The following is a 24,773-nucleotide window of genomic DNA, read 5'->3' on the forward strand; positions in this document are numbered from 1 at the left end:
TCCACAAGCGCAAGGAGAGTCATGCCCGAGCCCACCGCCGACGTGCCCGCCGTCCCCAAGGCCCGCAGCTGCCCGTTCCTGCCGCCGGACGGCCTCGACGGTATCCGGACGGCCGCCCCGGTGACCCGGGCCACCTTCACCAGCGGCCACGAGGCATGGCTGGTGACCGGTTACGAGGAGGTGCGTGCCCTGCTGCGCGACCCCTCGTTCAGCGTCCAGGTGCCCCACGCGCTGCACACCCAGGACGGCGTCGTCACCCAGAAGCCCGGCCGCGGCAGCCTGCTGTGGCAGGACGAGCCGGAGCACACGTCGGACCGCAAGCTGCTCGTCAAGGAGTTCACCGTCCGGCGCATGCAGGCGCTCCGGCCGAACATCCAGCGCATCGTCGACGAGCACCTCGACGCCATCGAGGCGCAGGGCGGCCCGGTCGACCTGGTGAAGACCTTCGCCAACCCGGTGCCGTCCATGGTGATCTCCGACCTGTTCGGTGTCCCGGCCGAGCGCCGGGCGGAGTTCCAGGACATCGCCGAGGCGATGATGCGGGTCGACCAGGACGCCGCCGCCACCGAGGCCGCCGGCATGCGCCTGGGCGGGCTGCTCTACCAGCTCGTCCAGGAGCGCCGGGCCGACCCCGGGGACGACCTGATCTCGGCGCTGATCACCACCGAGGACCCCGAGGGCGTCCTCGACGACATGTTCCTCATGAACGCGGCCGGCACCCTGCTGATAGCGGCCCACGACACCACCGCCTGCATGATCGGCCTCGGTGCGGCACTGCTCCTGGACCGCCCCGACCAGCTGGCCCTGCTGCGCGAGGACCCGTCGCTGATCGGCAACGCGGTCGAGGAACTGCTGCGCTACCTCACCATCGGCCAGTTCGGCGGCGAGCGCGTCGCCACCCGGGACGTGGAGCTCGGTGGCGTGCGCATCGCCGAGGGCGAGCAGGTCGTCGCGCACGTCCTCGCCGCCGACTTCGACCCCGCCTTCGTGGAGGAGCCGGAGCGGTTCGACATCACCCGCCGCCCCGCCCCGCATCTGGCCTTCGGCTTCGGCGCACACCAGTGCATAGGACAGCAACTCGCCCGGATCGAGCTGCAGATCGTCTTCGAGACCCTGTTCCGCCGTTTCCCGACGCTGCGCCTGGCCAAGCCGGTCGAGGAGCTCCGCTTCCGCAGCGACATGGTCTTCTACGGCGTGCACGAGCTGCCCGTCACCTGGTGACCTGAAGCCGCCTGCCGCAGGGGACGGTCCGACGCAACGGCGGCCCTGCCCCAGGCCGGCCGGGACGCAGTCCCGTTCGCCGAGGCCGCCGTCACCGAACACGGCGACGGCGGCCTCGCCGACGAACCGGAACCCGTGTCCCGTGTCCCGCGGCCCATCAGGCACCGATGAACCACCGCACTGCCGATGGTCCGAGAAACCGATGAACGAGAGGCAGCCACGCCATGCGCATCACCATCGACCGCGACCGGTGCATCGGCTCCGGCCAGTGCGTCATGACCGCACCCGGCGTCTTCACCCAGGACGACGACGCGCTGGTCGCCCTGGTCCCGGGACATGAGGACGGGGCGGGGGACCCGCATGTGCACGACGTCCCCCAGGCCTGTCCGGTACAGGCGGTCGCGATCCACGAGGACTGAGCGGTACCGCCTCACGGGACAGGGACCTGGGTGAGCCGCCTGACGAGGCAGAGCGTGGATCCCTCACACCCGTCGGCCGGAGGCGCGCCCGTCCCGTCCTGGGCCCCGTCCCGGGAGCACGTCGTCGGCGCCGTGGCTCAGCAGTTCGTGGAGCAGCGGGGTCGCGGGCAGTGCCGGGTGGAGGTACACGCGCTCGCGGCGTTGTTCGACGGCGGCCAGCAGCTTGCGGAAGGTGGTCCTCGCGTCCTCGGTCCACCCGCTGTGATGCTGCGCCTGGCCCAGCAGACCCAGGTGGAGCGGGTGGCGCAAATACGTCCTGGACTGGCCCAGTTCAGCAAGTGAGGTGTGCATGAGGGCGAGGCCGCCGTCGTGATGTCCGGTGTGTGCCAGGCCCCACCCTTGGACGACGCCCAGCATCGCCTTCCAGTAGAGCAGTCCGTGTTCGCCCGCGACGCGGATGCCCTCGGCGCTCGAGGCGAGTGCGGTGCGGGTGTCACCCTCCCAAGCCGCCACGACCCCGTCCACGTACAGGGCGAAGGAGCGGTCGGACGGCCTGCTTTCGTACCTGGTGAGGCTCAACAGCTCACGTCTGCGCGTGCCGGCGGTCTGCCGGTGTCCAAGGAGCCAGTGGGTGAAGGTGTCGTAGGAGCGGCAGGAGACGCGAGGGTCGTGCTGGAAGGTTCGCGCCAGGGTGTGATCGTCCTTGGCGAAACGATCCGCTATCTCGACGCCGCGCTCCAGTTCGGCGAGGGCCTGCGACAGCGTTCCCCGCACATGCAGCACGATGCCTTCGCCGTACGCCGCACCGAGCGCCGCCACGGGCTCCCAGGTCTGCCGCGAGATGTCCCGCAGCAGGCCGGAGAACTGCCGCGAGGCGTCGTAGCGGCCGGTGACCAGGTGTGCCGTGCACAGGGCCCAGAGCACCGACGGGTCCTCGGGGGCATGAGCGGCCGTGCTGAGGGCGCGGCCGCGCGTCAGTGCCGTCTCGGCCTCGGGGTGGCCGTAGCCGCGCGTGGTGGCGAGTACCTGGCCGAGCTGGATGTGCAGGTCCTGTTCCAGCCTCCTGGTGGCGGGATCGTCCGGCGGCAGGAAGCCGACCAGCTGTACGGCGCGGCGCAGCCAGATCTCCAACTGCTCGTACGCCATGGACTGTTCGGCGTGTTCGGCGGCGAGCAGCAGCCGAGGCAGCACCTCGGCGGCGGGCAGCGCACTCTTGGCGTGCCAGCTGTGATGCGCCACCCGCTCGATCTCCTCGTCGCCCACCTGCCCGCGCCTGCGCGCGCACAGCGCGTCGGCGACCCTGGCGTGCAGACGGTGGCGGTCCTCGCGGGGGAGCTCGTCGACGAGCGTCTCCTGGACCAGGGCATGGGCGAAGTGCAGCCGCCCCGGATGGTGCGGGTCCTCCCCGAGCAGGCCGGCCCGGATGGCCGACTCAAGTCCCGCGGCGACCGGTTCGTCCTCGGTGGCGGTCCGGTGCAGCAGGTCGGTGTCCACCTCGGCGCCGATGACCGCGCACAGGTGCAGCACCCGCAGGACCGGCTCGGGCAGCGCGGCGAACCGCTGGTGCAGCGCCTCGCGCACTCCGGTGGGAATGTGGGCCAGGAGCGTGTCGACCGCGTCCGGGCGACGGAGCCCCCGCGCATCGTCCACGAGAGAGAGGAGTTGGATCACCGAGTACGGGTTGCCTTCGCTGCGCCGGTGCAACACCTCGACGACCTTCGGGTCCACACCAGGGCCCGCGTGTGCCTCGACGAGGGCTCCTACGGCCTGCAGGGAAAGCCCGCCGAGCCGCAGCGTTTCGGTCCTGGGGCCGCGCAGCACCTCGGAGACCATCCGGCGCAGCGTCGCGTCCGACTCGGCCTCGAACGCCCGCGCCGTGAGCACGATGCTGATGGGATGGCCCTGGCAGCGGGTGCTCAGCAGCCTGAGCAGGTCGAGGGAGGCGGTGTCCGCCCATTGCAGATCCTCGAGGAGCAGTACGAGCGGCTGCTGCGCGGCGAGGGTGAGAAGTACCTCGCAGACCGCATCGTGGGCGAGGAAGCGGGCCTGGGACCAGTCGGAGGCCCATCCCGGGCCCCCGGTCCGGGCCGGCGACCGCTCGGGCATCAGCGGGGCGAGCAGGGCGCCGAACGGTTCGGTCGCCTCGCGGAAGGCATCCGGCCGGGTCGCGGACAGCCGCCGCAGGATCTGCGTCCACAGCCAGTAGGCGGGCACGCCCTCGCCGGGGAAGCAGTGGCTCCAGAGCACCTCCACCCTGGAGCCCTTCTCGTGCGCGTCCATGCTCTCCAGACGTGCCGCGAGTTCGAGCAGCAGGCGGGTCTTTCCGACTCCTGGGGGGCCGAGCACACCGGCCACATGGCCGTGGCCCACGACGGCGCTCGCGGCGGCGGTCGTCAGCCGGTCGAGTTCCTGGCCACGGCCGGTGAACGGCGAGGGGGCAGGAGCCCACTCCGACTCGAACTCCGGGGACTCCCCGGCTTCCCGGGCGGCAGCCGGCTCGTGTTCCGGTCCAGGTACGGGCCGCAACCGGGAGGACCCGGCCTGCGCGCCGTCGGCATCCACCCGCGAGCCCGGTGGCCCATCGGTTCGCTCGCTCGGTTGCGCGTCGGTCCCCGTGCTCCCCTCGCGGTCGACGGCCGTGCCGGACTCGTCCGGCCCGCCCGTGCCGCCGGGTGCCACCGCGGGTCCGTATCCCCGGACCGTGACGGCCGTTCCGCCGGTCCAGGGGCCCCCGAAGTCCCGCAGGCCCTCGGGGTTCCCTGCTCCGATGTCACCGGTCTCGTCCATCACCGGCGGGACGTACGACGCTGCGGTGGACTCGGACGGTGGGGGAGACAGCAGCTTCGAGGGGGCGCTCGCTCCTGGTTCCTGACGCAGGATCGCGCCCCTGACCCGGCGCAGTTCGGCCGCGGTGTCCACGCCGAACTCCTCGACCAGATGACTGCGCGTCCGCTCGTACACCTCGAGCGCCTCGGCCTGCCGCCCGAGCCGGGACAGTGCCGTCATGAGGTGGCCGACCAGCCGCTCCCGGGTGGGATGACGGCGCGCCTCCCCGTCCAGATCGGCGGCCACCTCCTCGGCCGCGCCGAGAACCAGGCGTGCCTCGGCGCGGGACTCGACGGCGGCGAGCCGGATCTGTTCGAGTCGGGCGCACTCGTCGCTGAGCGGCGGATGGCCGTCGAACTCCGCGTACGGCGAGCCGCGCCACAGTCCCAGGGCCTCGGTGAGCCGTGCCTGCGCGGCGCCCGGATCGCGCTGCTCCAGCAGCCTTCGTCCGTCGGTGACCAGACGCTCGAAACGGAAGGCGTCGACCTGTTCGGGATCGAGATCGAGGACGTAGCCCGGTGTCCGATGGCGCAGCACCGAAATTTGGCCTGTTCCCGTCTTTGCGCGCAAGGACCGTCGCAGATGGGAGACGTGGCTCTGGAGTGCGGCGACGGCGTGCCGGGGCGCTTGGGCGCTCCACAGTTCCTCGATGAGCAGTTCGGTGGGCACCACGCGGCCGAGGCGGATGAGCAGCAGGGCCAGCAGGGTGCGCCGGCGTGGCGGGCCGAGCGGCAGGTCATGCCCGTCGTGTCGCGCCGACATGGGCCCCAGAACGCTCAGGAGGAGTTCGGCCCGGCCGGTCGTCCGGGGTGACACGGCTGCGGGCGGAGGTAAAGGCATGAACGGTCCCCATCGCGCTTGCGGATATGACTGACGCACGGTTCGAGCTGGCTGGTCTTGCACCATCTTCTCTGGATCCTGACATGGAGAACGACGCCCTCCAAGCCGGAGAAGGTTCCATCGGCAAGAAAGCGCCAGGTGTCCGGCAAGGATTTCGACAAGGGGCCGGAAAACGACGGCGGGTGGCGGCAAGGTGCCGTCAGCGGCTCGACCAGAACTCCGCAAGGGTCGTGGCGCACGATGTTCGGCATCTGGAGTCACCGCTGGTCCCAGGGCCGATGACGCCCCTGCTGACAGCCGTCACGGCCGTTCGCCAGCGTCCGGGTTTATTTCGCTCAAGTTTCCTGACGGGGGCCTCTCTTGCTGAGTCAAGCACCTGCAACTCCGGGCCTGTGCATGGCGAGCCTCGATAAAACCTTGACCATCCAGCAGGCGAACCAGGAGTTCTTCAGACAGTTCAACGGGTCGTCCGAGGACATCTGCGGTCGCAATTTCCGTGACGTCGTGCACCCGAGCGTGCAGAAGCCGTTGATGCGTCAATTATTGAAATTGCTGGAAGGGAAACACCAGAGATTCGTCACACCCGTCATCGCCGTGGGGCCCGGCGCGCAGTCCGCCTTCACCGTTCCTCTCACCGCGGTCGCGGTGCGCGGCGTCCTGCCGGACACGACCGCGATCCTGGTCATGATGCCCACGGCCGGGGACGCCGAGCAGACACCTGTGGTGACCAGGCACAAGAAGATCCTCTCCGCGATGGACGCGCGGATCCTCGAAGGGATCGCCGCCGGCGTCTCCACCGTCCCCCTGGCGGCAAGGCTCTACCTCAGCCGGCAGGGCGTCGAGTACCACGTGACCTGCCTGCTGCGGAAGTTGAAGGTGCCCAACCGTGCCGCGCTGGTCTCCCGTGCCTACTCACTGGGCGTGCTCAAGGTCGGCACCTGGCCGCCCCAGGTCGTGGACGACTTCGTGAAGTGACCGGGCACGGCGCCCGCGCCGGGCGGCCGCTCGTGCGGGCGGCCGTGGCAGCCTTCACCCGGGCCGGACGCAGGGCCGCCGGACCCGCCGCTCACCCGGTATCCGGCAAGCATCTGGCGGAGCCGCTGCGCGTGCGTGCACGCGCAGCGGACGAGCATCTCGCCAGCGCTTACCACAGGTTACGGCTCGCCGGACGGCCCGAACCGGCCGCGTTCTGCCCTCTGCCGCCCGGCCCGGCGGACGCCGGAAGGCGTGCGTGAGTGCGGTCCGCGTCCGGGAGAGGGCCGTACCGTATCGCCCTCTTCCGGGCGCGGGCGACCGAACCTCCAGGCATGGCCTTCGCAGGATCGGCCCAACTGATCCTGCTTTCGCGGCATTTGCGAGGCTCTCACACGGTTTGCCGCACCCCAGACCGCCACGGCCCAGCCTTCCGATTCCTCATTCCTCCTCCTTTTTTCTTCCCTCTTTCCGAAGCTCAGGAGACACAGCGTGATTGCACACCAGCCTCTGTCGCGTCGGCGCATGCTCGGCCTGGCGGCCTTGGGGGCCGCCGCGCTCGCGGGGCAGACCACCATCACCGCCGCCCCCCGGGCGGCCGCTGCCACCGCAGCCGGTGGTTCCGGCGGCACGTTCGTCCCCGCCGTCGTGGTCGGCACCGGTTACGGTGCGGCCGTCTCGGCCCTGCGGCTCGGCGAGGCAGGGGTCCCCACCCTGATGCTGGAGATGGGGCAGTTGTGGAACCAGCCCGGTCCGGACGGCGAGGTGTTCTCCGGAATGCTCAAGCCCGACAAGCGCTCCAGCTGGTTCAAGACCCGCACCGAGGCCCCGCTCGGCTCCTTCCTGTGGCTCGACCTGGCCAACCGGGACATCGAGCCCTACGCAGGTGTACTGGACCGGGTCAACTTCGACCAGATGTCCGTGTACGTGGGCCGCGGTGTCGGCGGCGGCTCGCTCGTCAACGGCGGCATGGCGGTCACACCCCGGCGCTCGTACTTCGAGGAGGTGCTGCCCCAGGTCGACGCCGACGAGATGTACACCAAGTACTTCCCCCGCGCGAACTCCACCCTCCGGGTCAACACCATCGACAAGAGCTGGTTCGAGCAGACCGACTGGTACGGGTTCGCGCGTGTCTCGCGCGGACAGGCCTCGAACGCCGGCTTGAGCACCACCTTCGTGCCCAACGTCTACGACTGGGACTACATGCGCCGTGAGGCGGACGGTGCGGTGCCCAAGTCCGCGCTGGCCGGCGAGGTCATCTACGGCAACAACCACGGCAAGGTCTCACTCGACAAGAGCTACCTGGCGGCCGCCCTGGGCACCGGCAACGTCACCATCGAGACCTTGCACCAGGTCAGGACGATCCGTCGGCAGAACGACGGCACGTACCTGCTGACCGTCGAACAGCGGGACACCGGCGGCAAGCTGCTCGCGACCAAGGAGGTCGCCTGCCGCCACCTCTTCCTCGGCGCCGGAAGCCTCGGCTCGACCGAACTGCTGCTGCGCGCCCGGGACACCGGCACCCTCCCCGACCTCAGCCCCGAGGTCGGCGCGGCCTGGGGCCCCAACGGCAACATCATGACCGCCCGCGCCAACCACATATGGAACCCCACGGGCACCAAGCAGTCGTCGATCCCCGCCCTCGGCATCGACGACTGGGACAACCCGAACGCCCCCGTCTTCGCCGAGATCGCCCCCTTGCCGGCGGGTGTCGAGACCTGGGCCAGCCTCTACCTGGCCATCACGAAGAACCCGGAGCGCGGCACCTTCGTCTACGACGCCGCCAAGGATCGGGCGGACCTGCGCTGGACCCGGGACCAGAACGCGCCCGCGGTCGCAGCCGCGAAGTCGCTGTTCGACCGCATCAACCAGGCCAACGCCACCATCTACCGGTACGACCTCTTCGGCAAGCAGATCAAGGCCTTCGCCGACGACTTCTGCTACCACCCGCTCGGCGGCTGCGTCCTCGGCAAGGCCACCGACAACTACGGCCGCGTCGCCGGATACAAGAACCTCTACGTGACCGACGGCTCGCTCATCCCCGGCAGCATCGGCGTCAACCCGTTCGTGACCATCACGGCGCTGGCGGAGCGGAACGTCGAGCGCATCATCAAGGAGGACGTCGCGGCTTCCTGACCAGGGGCGGGGCGGAGCCCGGCCCCGCCCCTTCCGGTGAACGCCCCGCCACGGTGGGCGGTCCAACCCGAACCGAAAGGAACGATCTTTGTGAACTCCCCGCTCACCGAGGACAACCGCCTCTGGATCCGCAGGTTCCACCCGCGCCCCGACAGCCGCGTCCGGCTGGTCTGCCTGCCCCACGCGGGCGGCTCCGCCAGCTTCTACTTCCCCATGTCCCGGTCCATGCCCGACAGCGTCGAGGTGCTGTGCGTGCAGTACCCCGGACGCCAGGACCGCCGCAGCGAACCGCTCCTGGACTCCGTACCGGCGCTCGCCGACAAGATCTACGAGGCCCTCCGGCCCTGGACCGACCGGCCCATCGCCCTGTTCGGCCACAGCATGGGCGCCTCCCTCGCCTACGAGATCACCCGACGGCTGGAACAGGAGCGGGGCGTCATGCCCGCCGCCCTCGTCGCCTCCGGTCGCCGTGCCCCGTCCACGCACCGCGACGAGACCGTCCACCTGCGCGACGACGACGGTCTCGTCGCCGAGATGCGCGGCCTCAGCGGCACCAACCCCCAACTGCTGGGCGACGAGGAAGTCCTGCGCATGATCCTCCCGGCCATCCGGGCGGACTACCGCGCGGCCGAAACATACACCTGGGAACCCGGGCCGCCCCTGCGCTGCCCCGTGACCTGCCTCGTAGGCGACGACGACCCGAAGGTCACCGTGGAGGAGGCCGCCGCCTGGTCCGGGCACACCGACGGCCCCTTCACGCTGAAGGTCTTCCCCGGCGGCCACTTCTTCCTGGCCCAGCACCAGAGGGAAATCGTCCGCCTCATGACCGCCCAGCTGGAGGTGTCAGACCGGGCATGAGAGGACCGGCCGGCCTGATCTGTCACCGCTCCGGGGACCACGGACTGGCCAGGCTCCCACGCAGGCCGGACCGCTTCTTCAGAACATGGCAATTCCGGCCTGGACAGATAGACTAGGAATTTGTCTTCAGGGTGTCGGTGATCTGTCCACGGGCGGCTCGCCGAATGGAGTGGGCTGCTGACCAGCGGAGTCGCTTCAGAAGAAACGGTAAGACGGTGAATTTGACCGAACGGCTTCATCATGCGCTCGAGAACCCGGTCTCGTCGGATGAATTCGATTTCGACGGTCATCTCGAGGAGATTCCGCGCGAGGCCGGCTCGACACCGGACGACTGCGGGGGACCGGTGGCGTTCACCTCCGGGGCGGACCCGCTGGTACCCGGCCGCTTCCGGTTCGGGTCCGTCGCCGCGCTGGCCCTGGCGGGGAAGGGAGTCGCCGCGTCGGCGATCCGGCGGGACCGTGGCGGGGAGCCCGAGGACGTCTCCATCGACGTACGGAAGGCGTTCCGCCGGTTCGCCGGCTTCACGGGCCTCCGGTGGGAACTGATCAACGGCAGGAAGGCGTCGATGAAATGGAACAAGCGCAACGCCTTCATCGACATGTCGTTCTTCCGCAGGACGAGGGACGGCAGGAGCGTCGTCGCCCTGAACGTTTATCCGGGACTCCGCAGTAAGGCACTCGCCTTTTTTCGGCTGCCCGGACACCGCCGACGCCCTGAATGCGGGCATTGCCGGCTGGTACGCGGACGAGCTCGAAAAGGCGGCGGCGGACGCGGACATCGTCCTGGCCAAGGCGGGGTCCTGGAGGGGTTCTTCACCGAACCGCAGTACACCGATGAGCCGGCCGACCTCCCGTTGATCGAGGTCGAGAAGATCGGGAGCAGGATCAGCTGGAGTTCTCCTCCCTGCGGCAGGGGGACTTCACGACGGTGCTCAGCCCGATGGGCGCCGACGAGCCGGTCTGGCTCACCACGACGCGCTGACCCTGCTCGGCTTCCCGTCCGCTCGCCCGACGGGAAGCCGTACGTCCTTCCTCGTCCGCCTCGTCTCGGCAGGAGTGTTCGTCATGGCGGTAGTGACACTCGTAGGTGCGGGAGTGATCGGGCTCTCCTGGGCCCGCCTGTTCGGCGCGGCCGGCTGGGAGGTGCGGATCAGCGACCCCCGGCCGGACCTGGCGGACGTGGTGGACCGACAACTCGCCGGTGTGCCGGTCACACTCTGCGCCGACCTGGCCTCCGCGGCCGAGGGCACGGACTTCGTGCAGGAATCCGGGCCGGAGCGGATCGAGATCAAGGAGCAGATGTTCGCCACGCTGGCCGCGCACACGCGTGACGACGTGGTGCTGGCCTCCTCGTCGTCCTCGTTGCTCCCGTCCGACATCTCGGCGGGAAACCCGGCGGCCGATCGGATCGTGATAGGGCATCCGTTCAACCCGCCGGAGCTGATGCCCCTGGTCGAGGTGGTGCCGGGACCCGCCACCGCGGTCGGCACGGTGGAGCGGGCGGTAGAGGTCTATCGCGAGTTGGGCAAGCTGCCGGTCCGGTTGAAGAGGGAGATTCCGGGGTTCGTCGGCAACCGGCTGCAGAAGGTCTTCGACGAGCAGGCCGCCTACCTGGTGCAGCAGGGCGTCATCGACGTGGCGGACCTCGACGACCTGGTCCGGGCCTCACTCGGCCTGCGCTGGGCGACCGTCGGCCCCTTCCAGAGCGGCGCCCTCGGCGGCGGTCCGGCGGGCTTCCGCCACCTGGTGGAGCATGTCGGCTCGCAGATGACGTTCGAGATCGGTCACCCGGACCCCGCCCGGATCGGCGAGGTTCTCGACGCGGTCGAAGAGGCCTACGGCACCGGCCGGTCGGCCTACGAGAAGCTGGCCGCCCTGCGGGACGGGCGCACCCGCGCCGTTCTCGAACCGCTGGGCTGGCCACAACCGCCGTCTGCCGACGAACAGGAGAAGTGACCGGGCCTGGAGCGGGCAAGGCGGCGGGTGACGACGAGGAGGAGCGATCACCGTGTGGCAGGAACTGCTGGCCCTGGAGGTCGAATCGGGCAGCGTGCTGCGAGTGCGCATCCCGGACGGGCGGGTGTCCACCTTCCTGCCGGATACGGGTCCCGCACCGGACGGCATCGTGGTGGAGGACGGAATCGTCTACTGGACCACGATGGGCGCGCCCGGGGTCGATCCGGCCGTTCCAGGGGAAATCGGCCTGGACTTCTCCGCACGCAACGGCAGCGTGCAGGCCGTCGGCCTGGACGGCGGATCGCGGCGTGATCTGGTCCCGCCCGGGGCGATGACCACCGGCAAGCAGCTGACCTCCGACGGCGAGGGCAGGCTCTACTGGGGCGATCGCGAGGGCCATCGGGTCAGCACCGTCCGCGTGGACGGCACCGGTCTGACCGACCTGGTCGTGAACCCGGCCGACGAGGGGATCATGGGCGAGTGCGTCGGCGTTGCGGTGGACCCCGTCCGCGGCCACCTGTACTGGACGCAGAAGGGTCCGGCCAAGGGCGGTATGGGCCGGATCCTGCGTGTCGGCCTGGAGATCCCCGCGGGCCGGACCGCCGCGAACCGCTCCGACATCGAGGTGTTGTGGGCGGGCCTGCCCGAGCCGATCGACCTGGAGGTCGACGGCGACTGGCTGTACTGGACCGACCGTGGCACACCGCCGACCGGGAACACGCTCAACCGGGCGCCTCTTCCGCCGGACGGAGAGCGGGGCACGGCCCCCGAGATCCTTGCCGACGGGTTCCAGGAGGCGATCGGCCTCGCTGTCGACGGCGAGGCGGGCATCGCCTACGTCTCCGACCTCGGCGGCCATCTGCGCGCGGTGCCGTTGCCCGGCGGACCGGCCGCCGGGCAACGGCCCCGTGAGATCGCCTCGTTGGGGCCGCTGACCGGCCTGGCCGGGATCAGCGCCCGACCGGACGCACCTGCCTGAGCAGCGCGCGGCGCGAACACCTGGACGTCTCGAAGGAGCAAGCCGAAACCTCGAGGGCGCGCTCAGCGCATGTCGTGACTCCACCAGACCTGCATCACGCAGACGCCCGAGGGTGCGGCGGACGGCGACAGGGTTGCTGCTGATGCCGGCAGCGATCTGATCGGACGTCACCATGCCCCATCATGAGCGTTCCGCTCCCGGGAGCCAAGATCGATTGTCAGTGGTGGGTGGGACAGTGGAGGCATCGAGTCGGAACGAGGGGGAGCTGTCATGGCCGGAACCCAGAACTACATCAATCACGTCGCTCTTGTGCTGGATGCCAGCTCGTCCATGTCGCACCTGAGCCGCAAGATCATTGAAGTCGCCGACCAGCAGATCGCGTATCTCGCCCGCCGGTCGAGGGAACTGGACCAGGAGACCCGTGTCACGGTGTACGTCTTCGCCGACAAGGTGGAGTGCGTCATCTACGACAAGGACGTGCTGCGGATGCCATCGCTGAAGCAGTTGTACCGAGTCGGTGGAATGACGGCTCTGCTGGCAGCCGCGCTGAAGTCACAGCAGGAGCTGGCACAGACGGCCCAACTCTACGGCGACCACAGCTTCCTGACGTTCGTCCTCACGGACGGGCAGGAGAACGCGAGCCATCGCGGTCCGGACGCCCCTGTCAGGGATCCGCGTGCACTGGTGAACGCCGTGGCCGAGATGATCGCGAAGCAGGAGGACAACTGGACGCTGGCCGTTCTCGTGCCGGACCAGATGGGCAAGCGCGAGGCCATGCAGTGCGGCTTCCCGAAGGACAACATCGCCGTCTGGGACGCCACGAGCACCCAGGGTCTGGAGGAGGCCGGGCAGGTCATCCAGGAGGCGACCGAGAAATTCATGGTGGGCCGCTCCCAGGGCATCCGGGGCTCGCGGGCGGTGTTCTCCATGGGTGCGGAAGCGGTCAACAAGGACACCATCGAGGCGGCCGGCCTCGCTGCGGTGGATCCGTCGGGGTACCGGCTGGTCCCGGTGACGCGTGACGCGGCGATACGGGACTGGGTCGTCGAGTGCGGGCACACCTACCGCACCGGTGGCGCGTTCTACCAGCTGAGCAAGTCCGAGAAGATCCAGGCACGGAAGCAGATCGCGGTGCTGGAGAAGAAGACGGACCGGGTGTTCTCGGGACCCGAGGCCCGAGCCCTGCTCGGCCTGCCGGACGTGGAAGTGCGCGTCACGCCCGACCACAACGACGACTTCACGATCTTCGTGCAGAGCACCAGCGTGAACCGGAAGCTCGTACCGAACACCCGACTGATGCTGATGCTCTGAATCCTTCAAAGCCCCGCCGGGTCCGCCCGTGTGCGGCGCGGGCAGTACATGGGGCCGTGGCGGCCGGGGCCCGAGTTCACGGAAGGCGGCACGCCCGGCCCGCTGGACTCGGCGGAGCGGCATGATGCCGTGCCGACAGCGCCGCTCGTGCTGCCGGCGCGCCTTACGCCGATCGAGCACCCCGCCGAATGGAGGAGCCTGCCGGTACGTAATACTCGCATCATGAGGTCGATCGTTACGCGCAGGAGTGGGCCGACCACGATACGGAGGGCCGTCGGGCGGGACGCCAAGCGTCTCACCCGGCTCGTACGTGGCTCACGCGCCTACGAAGGGCGGTACGCGGCCATGGTTGCCGACTATCGGGTCGGTCCCGCCTATATCGAGGCCCACCGCGTATTCGTGGCCGTGGCCGCCGACGAGCACGAGAGCCGTGTCCTGGGGTTCTACTCGCTCGTTCTGGCCCCGCCGGAGCTCGACCTGATGTTCGTCGCTGACGAGGCACAGGGACGAGGCATCGGGCGGCAGCTCGTCTCGCACATGAAGTCCGAAGCCCGGGCCGCCGGGCTCGACCGTGTCCGGGTGGTGTCGCATCCTCCTGCCGAGGGCTTCTACCGCGGCGTGGGCGCAGTACGCACCGGGACCGCGTTGGCGGACCCGCCCGTCGTGGCATGGGACCGTCCCGAGTTCGAGTTTCTGATTCCGTAGAGGCCGGTGTACCGGACCGGGCCTCGTCCGACGGCGACTGCCGCGGAACGCTCCGGTTGCTGGACCGGCGAACCCGCTCGAAGATGGTGTCTGTCACCGGTCATTCATTGATATCGCCTGGTCGGAGCACGCGTGCCGCGCGTGTTGGTCGATATTCGCCCATGTCTGTGGCGCCGTGAATGATCTGCGTCGAATTCTCAAGGTCTGATCGACGAACTGTCGCCTTTGCGTTTTGGTGCTTGGGTGAAGGAGGAACGCTTGTACAGCGCGTTCGCCAAGGTGTTCAAGACCCCCGACCTGCGTAAAAAGCTCCTCTTTACGCTCGGCATCATCGTGCTGTACCGGATCGGGACGCATGTCCCCATTCCCGGGGTGGACTACAGAAGTGTCCAAGCCTGCGTGGATGCGGCGACCTCCGGCAACAATGGCCTGCTGGGCCTGGTCAATGCCTTCAGTGGCGGGGCCCTGCTGCAGATCACCGTCTTCGCACTGGGCATCCTGCCCTACATCACGGCGAGCATCATTCTCCAACTGCTGACCGTGGTCATTCCAAGGCTGGAGTCCTTGAAGAAGGAGGGCGCGGCCGGGCAGGGAAAAATCACTCAGTACACCCGCTATCTCACGGTGGCACTGGCGGTCCTGCAAGGCACCGGCCTGGTCACCACGGCTCGTACCGGTGCACTCTTCCCCAACTGTCCGACGGCGGCAAGCGTCGTGCCGGACACCTCGATCTTCGTCACCGTGACGATGGTGCTGTCGATCACCACGGGGACGGCCTGCGTGATGTGGTTCGGAGAGCTGATCACCGAACGGGGCATCGGCAATGGAATGTCGATCCTCATCTTCATCTCCATCGCCTCCACACTCCCGGCGGCGCTGTGGGCGGTGAAGCAGCAAGGCACGATCGCCGACGGGTGGCTCGTCTTCGGCATCATCATTCTCGTCGGAATCGCCATGGTCGGCCTGGTCGTATTCGTGGAACAGGCCCAGCGTCGCGTTCCGGTGCAATACGCGAAACGGATGGTCGGGCGCAAGCTGTACGGCGGAACGGCAACCTATATTCCGCTGAAGGTCAACCAGGCCGGTGTGGTGCCCGTCATCTTCGCCTCGTCCCTCCTCTATATCCCTGCGCTGATCGCACAGTTCTCGCACTCGAAGTCCGGCTGGGCGACCTGGATCATGAACAATCTGGTCAAGGGCGATCATCCGTTCTATGTGCTCATCTACTTCCTGCTGATCGTGTTCTTCTCCTTCTTCTATGTGTCGATCACATTCAACCCGGAGGAAGTCGCGGGGAACATCAGACAGGCCGGCGGATTCATCCCGGGTATCCGCGCGGGCAGTCCCACAGCCCAGTACCTGAGCTACGTCCTCAACAGACTGACCTGGCCGGGGTCGCTCTATCTGGGCTTGATCGCCCTGGTGCCCACCGTGGCGTTCGCCAGCTTCGGCGGCGCCAATCAGCTCACCGGAACGAGCATCCTGATCATCGTGAGTGTCGGTCTGGAGACGGTCAAACAGATCAACAGCCAGATCGAGCAGCACAACTACGAGGGCTTCCTGCGATGAGCCCCTTGAACTCGATCACCGCAAAGGTGTCCTGACTCGTGCATCGGAGACTGTGCGTTCCAGTGCGATCCGGTTGGGGTTACCTGCGCTCAGGAGTTGGTTCAGACTCGACGCATGGGAGATGGCGCCCCGTGGTCGCTGGACGACGACTGGGATTGGCAGATGCGATGCGCACAAGGCATGATGCGTTGCTGCGGGACACGGACTCGTGGGTGCCTCCTGTCGAGGAGGAGCTGGTGCTGGCCGCCCGGGCGAGCGCGTTGAGCCAGTGGTATCCCTCCACCAGTCACAACTACCTCCGATTCCTGGACGGTCCTGCGCCTTGGGTGCCCGGAGGGCGTGACGACGTGAGATATCTGCCGGGATGTATCTCCTTCGCGAAGGAGGGGGTGGACGGCAGCGCCGTCTTCCGGGTCTGGAGTGGTTTCCTGTTGCAGACCCCCGATCCAGTGCTCGTGCTGGCCACCCCGGAGGCCGTGGCCGCTGTCGAAGCCCTGGTGGAGGTTCTGACCACCGGTTCCGTCGGCGACCTGGACTAAAAATGCCTGACGGCATCAGCTTGGTGACCTGGCCAGACAGCGGTTGCTCACCGGAGTTCTCATGCTGCCGCCCCGGCTCGTTCTGTGGGCCGTCTGCGGCAATGTGGCCCCCGCCTGCTTGCGCCTGCGGCCAGGACACCCGCACCGGATGAAGAATTGGCCTGGTCAGAACGCAGGGACGTGTCTGGGTGGTATCGAGGGGAAGCGACCGATGGACAGAGGCGGGCGTCCGGATCGTAGAGCGCTGCTTGCCGGCGGAGTCGTGGGCGGCGTGGTCGCGCTTGCGGGGTGCTCACCGGTGAGGGTCGCCGCTTCGGCGGCCAGCGCTTCGCCGGAAGCACGCCCCACCACGCCTGCCGCGGCGTTCGCGAGGCTGATGGACGGCAACGAGCGCTGGGTGAGCGGGGAGCTGCAACACCCGGACCGGGATCCGGACCGGCGTCAGTTCGTGGCCCAGGAGCAGGAGCCTTTCGGGTCGGTCCTGTCGTGTATCGACTCCCGGGTGCCGCCTGAACTCCTCTTCGACACCGGCCTGGGTGACCTCTACGTGATGCGTACGGGCGGGGAGGCGGTCGGACCGGTGGTCACTGGTTCTGTCGAGTACGGGCCCATGACGAGCGGCACCCCCCTCGTCGTGGTCCTCGGTCATCAGCGCTGCGGCGCCGTCAAGGCGGCGTACGCATCCATTCGTGACGGCAAACCACTGCCCGGCAGCCTGCAGGCGATCGTCAAGGCCTTGCAGCCGGCTTACGAGCAGGCGGTCCGGGAAGGCGGCGCCGACCCGGTCGAGAGCATGGCCCGTGCCCAGGTCACGTTGACCGCGGCCGATCTGCGCTCCAACCAGGACCTCGCCCCGCTGGTGAGCAAGGGCGCCCTTGCCGTGGTCGGCGCCTACTACTCGCTCGACACCGGCAAGGTGGAAGTTCTGTCCGGCGCGCCCTCCTGACCGGTCCAAAGAGCTGTCAGGCCGCGTCGGCTGCCGCGGCCAGGATCTGGGCCAGCTCGGCAGGCTGCGTGACCATGGGCCAGTGGCCCGAGTCGATGTCGACAAAGTCGACGTGCTTGGCCCGGGCGAGCTCCGGGACGTCACCGACTTTGATCCATTCCTGCGCTTGCGCGGGCGTGAACTCCGGACATACGACCACGACCGGAACGTCGAACCGCCGTTCGTCTGCGAGCCGCACAACTGCCTTGGCCACACCTGCGGGCACGGGAATCGCGGCGGCCGCCAGCTCTCGCCTGGCCCCCTCGTCGAGGTCTGCGGCGTCCGGCCCCTCGAACGGGCCCCAGCCGGGGAAGGGCATGACGTCGTCACTCACCTCGAAGAAGTCGGCATACGGGTGACCGTGGGCGGTCGGAAATCCGCCGATGAGGGCGACCTTGGCCAGCCGCTCCGGCCGTCGGTCGGCGGCCAGCCAGGCCAGCGTGCAGGCAGCGGAATGCCCCACCACCATGGGCTTGCCGGGCGCCGCGTCCACCGCGGCTAGCACCGTCGCCAACTGGTCTTCGAGCGTGGCGGACACGGAGCCGTCCCCCTGGCCGGGGAGGGTGAGCGGCACGGGGCGATGGCCGAGCGACTCCAGCGCGGACGCGACACGGCCCCACACGGCTCCGTTCAACCACAGGCCACCGATGAGCAGAATGTCCATGGTCAGTTCCCCTTCTCCAGCTTCGTGGATGTCACCGTAGGACGAGATCCGGACAATCCACTGCCGGTTTGTCCTGCGACCACCCAAGCGCCTTGGGTGAAGTCCGCCGGCGGTCCACGTAGGGGAACCGGACCCGGTTGCCCCTCGCCTCCCGGGGCTTGGGGGGAAGCCCCGGGACTCTTTTCACCGCGGAGCTCAGCGGAGGGGATTAGCCTGCTCCCGTGGCGAACGATCTCAGTCCCACCGCGCGTGCGCTGCGCGCCCTGGAGATCCTCCAGACCCGCCCTGGCACGACAGCCGGCGAACTCGCCGTGCGGCTGGGCGTCACGGAGCGAGCCGCGCGCCGGTACGTCGGGATCCTCCGAGAGGCCGGCATCCCCGTGGAGTCGGCCCGGGGGCCGCATGGCGGCTACCGGCTGGGGCGCGGGACGAGGCTGCCCCCTGTGCACTTCACGCAGTCCGAGGCCCTCGGCCTGGTGATGGCGGTACTCAGCGGTCGGCCGACCGCGACCGACACCGACGACCTGATCGGCACCGCTCTGGGCAAGGTCGTCAAGGCGCTTCCGGAGAGCGTCGGCCAGCAGGCGGCAATGCTGCGGGAGTACGCGTCGGCCGCAGCGAACCCGTACTCGGCCCACCCTGATCCGGCCATCACCAGCGAACTCGTCGACGCCATCGCGGCCCGGCGCCGCGTGTGGGTCACGTACCACAGCGAGGCCGGCAACGAGTGGGAGGCGGAGGTGGATCCCTGGTCCATCGTCGTCCGCCACGGGCGCTGGTACTTGCTGTGCCATTCCCATCGCGCGGATGCGATCCGCACCTACCGGGTCGACCGGGTCCGCGCGGTCCGGCCGACCGACCACGGGTTCGAGCCGCCCAAGGGCCTCGACCCGGTAGCGGTGCTCGAGGAGAACCTGGGTTTCGGTTGGGAGTTCTCCACCCGCGTGGTGTTCGACGCCCCCCTGACCGAGGTGGCTCCGTGGATCCGGCCGCCCATGGGACGCCTTGAGCCCTTGAAGGACGGATGCGTGCTGGTCGGCAGCACCCGCAACCCGGACATGTACGCGCAGGAATGGCTGGCGAGGTTGCCGTTCGCCTTCCGCGTCGAGGGCGGGGAGGAACTGCGTGCCGCGGTTGCCGCGCTCGTCGCGCGTTTTACCGCCGCCGTGGCAGATCGGTGCTGACCGTGCCCTCTGGGAACTGGCCATCTGCGCAGACTCGCGATCCCCCTACGAGGCAACGTCGTCTTCGCGGTCGTCGACGAGTGGCTGTGACCGGCACTGCAGTCTTTCGTGGTCGCGGGGTGCTGCCACCTCATCACGCTTGCCACCCCAAAGCGGACATCGTCGACCGCAAGCCGATCGCCCGAATCGCCGATGTCACACCTTCGGGGCCGGAGCTCGCGGCGATGTGCGGGCGCCCGATCCGGCGGCCGCGGCGGGCCGAACCCGTGCCGTGCCCACGAGCCGGGTCGGCTCATGGGCACGGCCACGTCAGGCCCGTCGCACTCAGCCGCGCGGTGCGGCTGCGGCGGTCAAGTCCCTTTGCTGCTGGGCCAGACGGCCCTCATCGAGTTGAGGAGCCTCGACCGGGTGCGCTGTCGACTGACGGCTCATCGTGGACGGCGGAGGTTGGGATCCGCCGGTCGAAGGGGGCGGGAGGGGGACGGAGACACAGGAGGAACGGTCGGATTCGAGTGCGCCGTTGATGGCGCTGACGCAGAACTCGAAGTTCCAGTTGCCCGGGAACAAGAAGGCGATCTGGCGCTGAGGGGTGTCGGAGACGTAGTCGTCCGCCGTGTACGTGTGGCCGGGGTCGTTGATGTTCCGCGTCCACACCCGGTATCCGGCGGCTCCTGTTGAACCCTGCCAGTCCAGCTGGACGGTGGTGGCGTCGATGGACTTGATGGTGACGTTGGTCGGCACGGCCGGCGTCCCCGCGCCGACGGTCACGGACCGGGCCACGCCCGGCATGCCACCGCCCGCCCGGTTCCAGGTCGCCACCGCGACGAGGTAATGATGGCTCGGTGTGAGCCCGTCGATGTGCACGGACGTGCCCCTGACGGCCGTGCTGCTGATGTACGCCCCGGGTACGTCCTTGTCCCAGGTGATGATCTCGTACCGGTCGATGCTGTCGGTGTACGGACCCTTCGCCGCGTCCCAGGACACGTCGACGCCGGTGGAGGTCGCACGGGTGACGATGTTCCCCGGGGCGGCGGCGGTCTCGGGGTGCGCGGTCGCGCTGGTCATGGACCACGCCGACGCGCCGTCGGTGTAGTTGTCGGTGCGCACCTGGTACTCCCAGGTCCAGCCGTCCTCGGTCCACGTGGTGTCGTAGCGGTTGGTCGGTACCACCACCTCGTTCCAGGCCGTGGCGCCCACCATCCGGTAGCGCACGGTGTATCCGCGGGCGCCGAACACCGGGTCCCAGCTCACCTTCACTCCGCTGGGGACGGCTTCGGCCTTCAGCCCCGTCACCGGCGAGGTCGGCCGCCCGGGGAACGAGGGGATGCCGCTCGGCGTGGACAGGCCGATGCCGAACTCCTTGTTGAGGGTGCGCGCGTAGGCGTAGGCGATCTGGTACTCACCCGTGGCGTTGGGGTGCAGTCCGTCGTATCCGGCGGGGCACGCCTGCGGGTTGCAGCTGTAGGAGCCCGCCCAGTCGACCAGCTTCACGGGGGAGGCGGAGGTGCTCCAGGTCGGGATCGCGTCCTTGAGCAGGGCGTTGTACTGGTTGGTCTTGTCCACCAGGTCCTGGCGGCCGTTGATGAACAGGCGCTGCGGGACGTTCGCCACGGCCATCTTGACGTCCGGCTTCGCCGCGCGAGCCTGGTCGACCAGGGTGTTCATGCTGTCGAGCGTGCCGTTCGCGTCGCTGACGAACCAGCCCATGTCGTTGAACCCGATGCCGAACAGGATCAGGTCGGGCTTGTACTGCGCGACCATCGGCCCGATCAGGGACTTGTCCTGGGCGGCCTGGCGGCCCCACACGGCGAAGTGGTCACTGTCGAAGTTCGGGGGCACGCCCCGTGCGTAGGCGCCGGAGACGGGCGGGGGAGTGGCCGACGGGTTCTCGATCTCCCCCTGCAAGGGGGGCGGTGCGGGTGGGCCGCCGGCGTCGGGCTGTTTGGTTCCCTTGTACGGGCCGACGAAGTCGACATTGACCTGCTGGTCCTGGAACCACTGCCACAGCCGGTAACGCCAGGTCCAGTCGCCCTCCATCCCCTCGGTCATGGAATCGCCCACGACCATGACGCGCAACTGAGGAGTGTCCGTCGTCGTGGGCGGCGGCCCCCATTCGGCGATGCCGTCGGGCAGCAAGTCGGCCATGTCCCGGAGTACTTGGGCGATCCACCCGCCCGCGGCCTGGGCCCAGGTGGCGAACATGTCGTTGATCGAAGCGGCGATGAGGGCCATGTCGGCCGGGTACGTACGCTTCAACCAGGCGAGCAGACTGGATCTCGCGGCCCCCTTTACGGTTGCCTTGAGCGCGTCGAGAAACGTCTTGGCATAGGCCTTCGGGTCCTTGAGCTCATGGTTGAAGTATTGCGTCGCCAGGCCCTTGACCAGGGCGCCGGTGAGCCGTCCGACCGCGGGGCACGCGAGGGCGGCCTCGGGCAGGACCAGGAAGCAGGCCGCGGTGGTCGCGAGCTTCGTCAGGTAGCCCGCGGCCATCGCGATGAGGGACTGCTTCCACGTCTCGGCCGTCTGCACATCCGCGGCAGGGACGGTGAGGGACAGGCCGGTGGTACCGACCGTGTTCACCACGCCGTCGAACGCGACCCAGTTCGTGTCGTCGTCGATGTCGCCCAGATCCTGGTCGATCACCTGCCGGATCGTGTCGCTCAGCTGGCCCTGACTTCCGTCGTCGTCGAGCTGGCGCTGCACGGCCTGAGGATCGTAGGCAGTGCCCGTGTCAAGGGTGAACGTGAGGTCTCCGTCGGCCTGCGTGACCAGCGAGGAGCGGGCGAGTCCGGACTCGGCGAGCGCGACCGGGGCGGCCCTCCGGACAGTCGGCGCCCCCTCGGTCACAGCCGTCGCCGGCCCCGCGGTCCCGGCCAGCAGTGCGAGCGAGACGGCGAGGGCTAGGAGGGGGTGTGTGCGTAAACGCGATGGTCTGTGTCGGTCGCTGTGCGTTTTCCGCTTCGGCATGTCGCCGTCTGCCCCTTTCGGTGCGCCGCCCACCGGGTGCGGGCGGCATGCGGCCCCCGCGAGTCCGGGTGTCGCCCACACGCAAGACAGGCATGGCGTCGACTCGGTTGTGCGTACACGGACACCAAAAGAGTTGGGGGTGTCGTCGATGTGGCCCCGTCGGCGTTCATGGCGCCGGGGCAGGAGCGTGGCTGGAGCACTCTGCTGCAGGGGCAGTTGTCCTTGCAGGTCGATGGCCTCGTGACCTGGTTGGCCAGAGTGTGTGGCAGGTCGAGTGCGGCGGGGTACGGAGCCGAAGCGGCTCATGCGCCTGCAGGCTGCTGCTTCGGCCATCTCCCCGAACGGCACAGGAGCCTCGGGCGCAGCGTACGCCCGAGTGGCTTGGTCACGAATTGCAGGAGAGCACGGCGTACCAAATTGCTAGGTAAACGACCGAGATGGCAACGAGAACGGATCTGGTCCGCTGTAGGTGCAACGCTCGATCCCCTCCAGCTCGTCCGTGTCCACACCCTCGTGGCGCAACCTGCGGGCGACGCGATTGGCGCGGTACCAGTCCTGGGTTCTGAGAGAGGCGGCCAGATCATCCCGTGGTTCGGCAACCCGGACGCCGCGTGTGTCGGCGTCACGCTGGCGCACTTCGGCGAGAAGCGACGCCAAGGCCTCTGGTAGCTCGACGAGTTGCCGTCGTACGGCCAGCAGCTCGGCCGGGCTCGAACCCTGGATACGGCTGTCGGCCGTGGACAGCTCACGGTCCACGATCTGCTCGTACTCCGCCCGCGGGAGCGAACGGATCAGCGCGATGACACGATCTTGAAGTTGGCAGTCGAACGACGGTCTCATTCAGGCGCATGCCGCCGCGCAGTAGGGGACCGGGTCATGCCGACGGGTCAGCGTGCGGTGCGCCCTGAACGCAGCTCGTCGATGTCGACCGTCGTCAGCGCCACGTTGAGCGGTACGCCGGTGCCGGCCGCGGCGGCCAGCCGCTCGCGTACCTCGCGCGGTGTCCGAGGCCGCCAGCCGGGCCCATCACAGCAGCTGGAGTGGAACGTGACACCCGCGTTCAGCAGGGCAGTCAACGTCCGCCACCCGGCGGTGTCCCGCCGCTTCGGCACAGCGAGGTCCTGGCCCGCGTCGATCAGCTCTCCACCGCAGCGCGGGCATCGGCTTGCCCGTGCGCCGCGCTTCTTGAACGAAGAACGGCAGGGCAAGCACACGTAATGCCGGTTCGGAATCCCCCCACGAGTGCACATAGCACCAGTATGACAAGGCCAGTTTGCCCTTTCCAGCGATTTGGGAGCGAGGTTGCGTCCTTGGAAGCGGTGTACCGGTTCCCGCCTGATCCGGGTGTCTGTTCCGGCGTCGGGGTGAGGTTCCGGATATGAGAACGGCCACCGGCCGATCTTCGAGATGTCGAAGGCTCGAAGGAGATCGGCACGGCCAGGTCGGCGACGAACGCGTCAAGCACCGCAACGGTGACCGCCCGCGCGAGTGGGAGACCCGCGCCGGCACCGTCGAACTCGCCGTCCTCAAGCTCCGCCACGGTGCCGACGGGTAGCGCGAGGCCGTCTCGACGGCGGTGCCACCTCGCAACCGGCGGGGCCGACCTTGACACTCAAACCGCCCAAGAAGCGGGGAAAATGGATCGCGACCAGCTTTCTCACCCGTAGTAGTCGGCGTACTGAGCCGAGTACTCCTCGACGCGGAAGTCCTCGAAATCGCCCGCCTCCTCGCACTTGAGCAGCCGCTGATGGGCCGCCTCCGCTTCCGGTGTACGAAGGCGTGAGAGATATGCCTTTGTCTCGGTGAGTCCCCGTCCGCACAGCAGCTGGACATCGATCGAGCAGGCGGCGTCCATGCTCGCGCTCTTCGCGCTCCAGATGAGGAGTACGTCATCGATGACGCCGGCATTGAACAACTGGACGCAGCAGAGCTTCATCAGTGCGGTGTCGCCCGCGCCCTGAGAGCGTCGCTCACGCTCCGTCTGATCTCTCAGCAGTTCGCGCACTTCGGCGAGGTCGCTGCCGACTGGGTTGAGACCGTAGAGGCGTAGGCTCTCGTCCTCGTCCACCAGTGCTACTCCCTTTCTCGGCCCCGGCCTCGCACTCTAGTTGTCAGGGACTTACGGCAACGCCATCTCCTCGCGCCCAGTGGGCCATTCGCGACCGCTGCCCTTCCTGGGGAAACCCGTAAACGTGAGCGTGGGGAATGACGGGCTCCGTCGTTGATCTCGTGACGCTGCCGGTGTCAGTGGCGTCTGTGATCGTGACTCGCGTGTTCTTCGCGGAGTTTCGAGGTGCTGTTCCGCCACCTGGCTGGACCGGCTGCCCCGGGCTCGATGCCGTCACCCACCACGTCCGCGAGTTCGCCACCATGATGCGCGAGCTGCGGGGTGACCAACTCCCCGCCTGGGTGGAGCGCGTCCTGGCCGATGACCTGCCCGCCCTGCACTCCCTGGTCAACGGCATGAAGCGGGAGCTGGATGCGGTGACCGCCGCGCTCTCGACCCGATGGAGCTCAGGCCAGGTCGAAGGCCAGGTCACCAGGACCAAGCTCATCAAACGCATGGGCTACGGCCGCGCGAACCTCGACCTCCTTCGGCGGCGCATTCTCAGCAGCCCGTGAGCGCCTGCTTCTGAACGGCA

20 protein-coding genes and 1 pseudogene are annotated in these 24,773 nt (G+C 68.7%); 15 read left to right on the forward strand and 6 right to left on the reverse strand.

Annotated elements, in window-relative coordinates; all coding sequences use genetic code 11:
- Positions 1-21 precede the first annotated feature (21 nt).
- Both ACZ7OY_RS34145 and ACZ7OY_RS34150 read left to right on the forward strand, forming a co-directional pair.
- Entirely contained in the window at positions 22-1,221 is a 1,200-nt protein-coding gene (locus ACZ7OY_RS34145) for a cytochrome P450 (protein ID WP_471915054.1), read from the forward strand.
- Positions 1,222-1,445: 224 nt separating this feature from the next.
- Positions 1,446-1,640 (forward strand): ferredoxin, encoded by a 195-nt coding sequence (locus ACZ7OY_RS34150; protein ID WP_471915055.1) that lies wholly within the window; start codon positions 1,446-1,448, stop codon positions 1,638-1,640.
- A 63-nt stretch (positions 1,641-1,703) separates the two neighbouring features.
- Here ACZ7OY_RS34150 and ACZ7OY_RS34155 read toward each other — a convergent pair whose 3' ends face one another.
- Positions 1,704-5,228 (reverse strand): ATP-binding protein, encoded by a 3,525-nt coding sequence (locus ACZ7OY_RS34155; RefSeq protein ID WP_471915056.1) that lies wholly within the window; start codon positions 5,226-5,228, stop codon positions 1,704-1,706.
- Positions 5,229-5,723: 495 nt separating this feature from the next.
- Between ACZ7OY_RS34155 and ACZ7OY_RS34160 the strand changes: the two genes are divergently transcribed.
- The 10 genes from ACZ7OY_RS34160 (at position 5,724) to ACZ7OY_RS34205 (ending at position 17,277) form a co-directional block, all read left to right on the forward strand.
- On the forward strand, positions 5,724-6,281 hold the full coding sequence (locus ACZ7OY_RS34160) for a helix-turn-helix transcriptional regulator (protein ID WP_471915057.1): 558 nt from the start codon (positions 5,724-5,726) through the stop codon (positions 6,279-6,281).
- 522 nt (positions 6,282-6,803) lie between these two features.
- Positions 6,804-8,414, forward strand: coding sequence for a GMC oxidoreductase (locus ACZ7OY_RS34165; protein WP_471915153.1), 1,611 nt, complete (start codon positions 6,804-6,806; stop codon positions 8,412-8,414).
- Between the two features lie 90 nt (positions 8,415-8,504).
- Positions 8,505-9,272, forward strand: coding sequence for a thioesterase II family protein (locus ACZ7OY_RS34170; protein ID WP_471915058.1), 768 nt, complete (start codon positions 8,505-8,507; stop codon positions 9,270-9,272).
- Positions 9,273-10,337: 1,065 nt separating this feature from the next.
- Positions 10,338-11,228, forward strand: coding sequence for a 3-hydroxyacyl-CoA dehydrogenase NAD-binding domain-containing protein (locus ACZ7OY_RS34175; protein WP_471915059.1), 891 nt, complete (start codon positions 10,338-10,340; stop codon positions 11,226-11,228).
- Between the two features lie 52 nt (positions 11,229-11,280).
- Positions 11,281-12,207 carry an NHL repeat-containing protein gene (locus tag ACZ7OY_RS34180; RefSeq protein ID WP_471915060.1) on the forward strand — a complete coding sequence of 309 codons (927 nt, stop codon included), beginning with the start codon at positions 11,281-11,283 and terminating at the stop codon, positions 12,205-12,207.
- A gap of 270 nt (positions 12,208-12,477) precedes the next feature.
- On the forward strand, positions 12,478-13,518 hold the full coding sequence (locus tag ACZ7OY_RS34185; RefSeq protein WP_471915061.1) for a vWA domain-containing protein: 1,041 nt from the start codon (positions 12,478-12,480) through the stop codon (positions 13,516-13,518).
- 222 nt (positions 13,519-13,740) lie between these two features.
- Positions 13,741-14,223, forward strand: a complete 483-nt coding sequence (locus ACZ7OY_RS34190) for a GNAT family N-acetyltransferase (protein WP_471915062.1) — start codon at positions 13,741-13,743, stop codon at positions 14,221-14,223.
- A 258-nt stretch (positions 14,224-14,481) separates the two neighbouring features.
- Entirely contained in the window at positions 14,482-15,792 is a 1,311-nt protein-coding gene (secY, locus tag ACZ7OY_RS34195) for a preprotein translocase subunit SecY (protein WP_471915063.1), read from the forward strand.
- 212 nt (positions 15,793-16,004) lie between these two features.
- On the forward strand, positions 16,005-16,331 hold the full coding sequence (locus ACZ7OY_RS34200) for a hypothetical protein (RefSeq protein WP_471915064.1): 327 nt from the start codon (positions 16,005-16,007) through the stop codon (positions 16,329-16,331).
- Positions 16,332-16,593: 262 nt separating this feature from the next.
- On the forward strand, positions 16,594-17,277 hold the full coding sequence (locus ACZ7OY_RS34205; protein ID WP_471915065.1) for a carbonic anhydrase: 684 nt from the start codon (positions 16,594-16,596) through the stop codon (positions 17,275-17,277).
- Positions 17,278-17,293: 16 nt separating this feature from the next.
- Here the strand turns inward: ACZ7OY_RS34205 and ACZ7OY_RS34210 are convergent, their stop codons facing one another.
- Positions 17,294-17,980 (reverse strand): alpha/beta fold hydrolase, encoded by a 687-nt coding sequence (locus ACZ7OY_RS34210; RefSeq protein WP_471915066.1) that lies wholly within the window; start codon positions 17,978-17,980, stop codon positions 17,294-17,296.
- Positions 17,981-18,201: 221 nt separating this feature from the next.
- Between ACZ7OY_RS34210 and ACZ7OY_RS34215 the strand changes: the two genes are divergently transcribed.
- A complete protein-coding gene (locus ACZ7OY_RS34215) occupies positions 18,202-19,164 on the forward strand; it encodes a helix-turn-helix transcriptional regulator (protein WP_471915067.1) in 963 nt (320 codons plus the stop codon).
- A 324-nt stretch (positions 19,165-19,488) separates the two neighbouring features.
- On the opposite strand, the gene ACZ7OY_RS34220 is transcribed toward ACZ7OY_RS34215, so the two are convergent.
- From ACZ7OY_RS34220 to ACZ7OY_RS34230, 3 genes are all read right to left on the reverse strand, one after another.
- Positions 19,489-21,867 carry a fibronectin type III domain-containing protein gene (locus tag ACZ7OY_RS34220; protein WP_471915068.1) on the reverse strand — a complete coding sequence of 793 codons (2,379 nt, stop codon included), beginning with the start codon at positions 21,865-21,867 and terminating at the stop codon, positions 19,489-19,491.
- A gap of 684 nt (positions 21,868-22,551) precedes the next feature.
- Positions 22,552-22,887, reverse strand: a complete 336-nt coding sequence (locus ACZ7OY_RS34225; RefSeq protein WP_471915069.1) for a hypothetical protein — start codon at positions 22,885-22,887, stop codon at positions 22,552-22,554.
- 131 nt (positions 22,888-23,018) lie between these two features.
- Complete coding sequence (locus tag ACZ7OY_RS34230; protein WP_471915070.1) at positions 23,019-23,207, reverse strand: hypothetical protein; 189 nt, start codon at positions 23,205-23,207, stop codon at positions 23,019-23,021.
- Between the two features lie 356 nt (positions 23,208-23,563).
- On the opposite strand from ACZ7OY_RS34230, the pseudogene ACZ7OY_RS34235 reads away from it, so the two are divergent.
- Positions 23,564-23,677: pseudogene (locus tag ACZ7OY_RS34235) on the forward strand (transposase); the annotation flags it as partial.
- Positions 23,678-23,788: 111 nt separating this feature from the next.
- Here the strand turns inward: ACZ7OY_RS34235 and ACZ7OY_RS34240 are convergent.
- Positions 23,789-24,199: a hypothetical protein gene (locus ACZ7OY_RS34240; RefSeq protein ID WP_471915071.1), complete on the reverse strand. Its 411-nt coding sequence runs from the start codon at positions 24,197-24,199 to the stop codon at positions 23,789-23,791.
- Positions 24,200-24,504: 305 nt separating this feature from the next.
- On the opposite strand from ACZ7OY_RS34240, the gene ACZ7OY_RS34245 reads away from it, so the two are divergent.
- On the forward strand, positions 24,505-24,753 hold the full coding sequence (locus ACZ7OY_RS34245) for a transposase (RefSeq protein ID WP_471915154.1): 249 nt from the start codon (positions 24,505-24,507) through the stop codon (positions 24,751-24,753).
- The last annotated feature ends 20 nt before the right edge of the window (positions 24,754-24,773 follow it).

This window comes from Streptomyces sp. NPDC107559 (assembly GCF_055657365.1).

Excerpts from the sequence above, each read along its gene's own strand:
- ACZ7OY_RS34150 (WP_471915055.1), top strand. The coding sequence starts at position 1,446 with ATGCGCATCACCATCGACCGCGACCGGTGCATCGGCTCCGGCCAGTGC.
- ACZ7OY_RS34165 (WP_471915153.1), top strand. The coding sequence starts at position 6,804 with ATGCTCGGCCTGGCGGCCTTGGGGGCCGCCGCGCTCGCGGGGCAGACC.
- ACZ7OY_RS34185 (WP_471915061.1), top strand. The coding sequence starts at position 12,478 with ATGGCCGGAACCCAGAACTACATCAATCACGTCGCTCTTGTGCTGGAT.
- ACZ7OY_RS34145 (WP_471915054.1), top strand. The coding sequence starts at position 22 with ATGCCCGAGCCCACCGCCGACGTGCCCGCCGTCCCCAAGGCCCGCAGC.
- ACZ7OY_RS34190 (WP_471915062.1), top strand. The coding sequence starts at position 13,741 with ATGAGGTCGATCGTTACGCGCAGGAGTGGGCCGACCACGATACGGAGG.
- ACZ7OY_RS34245 (WP_471915154.1), top strand. The coding sequence starts at position 24,505 with ATGCGCGAGCTGCGGGGTGACCAACTCCCCGCCTGGGTGGAGCGCGTC.
- ACZ7OY_RS34175 (WP_471915059.1), top strand. The coding sequence starts at position 10,338 with ATGGCGGTAGTGACACTCGTAGGTGCGGGAGTGATCGGGCTCTCCTGG.
- ACZ7OY_RS34210 (WP_471915066.1), bottom strand. The coding sequence starts at position 17,980 with ATGGACATTCTGCTCATCGGTGGCCTGTGGTTGAACGGAGCCGTGTGG.
- ACZ7OY_RS34155 (WP_471915056.1), bottom strand. The coding sequence starts at position 5,228 with ATGTCGGCGCGACACGACGGGCATGACCTGCCGCTCGGCCCGCCACGC.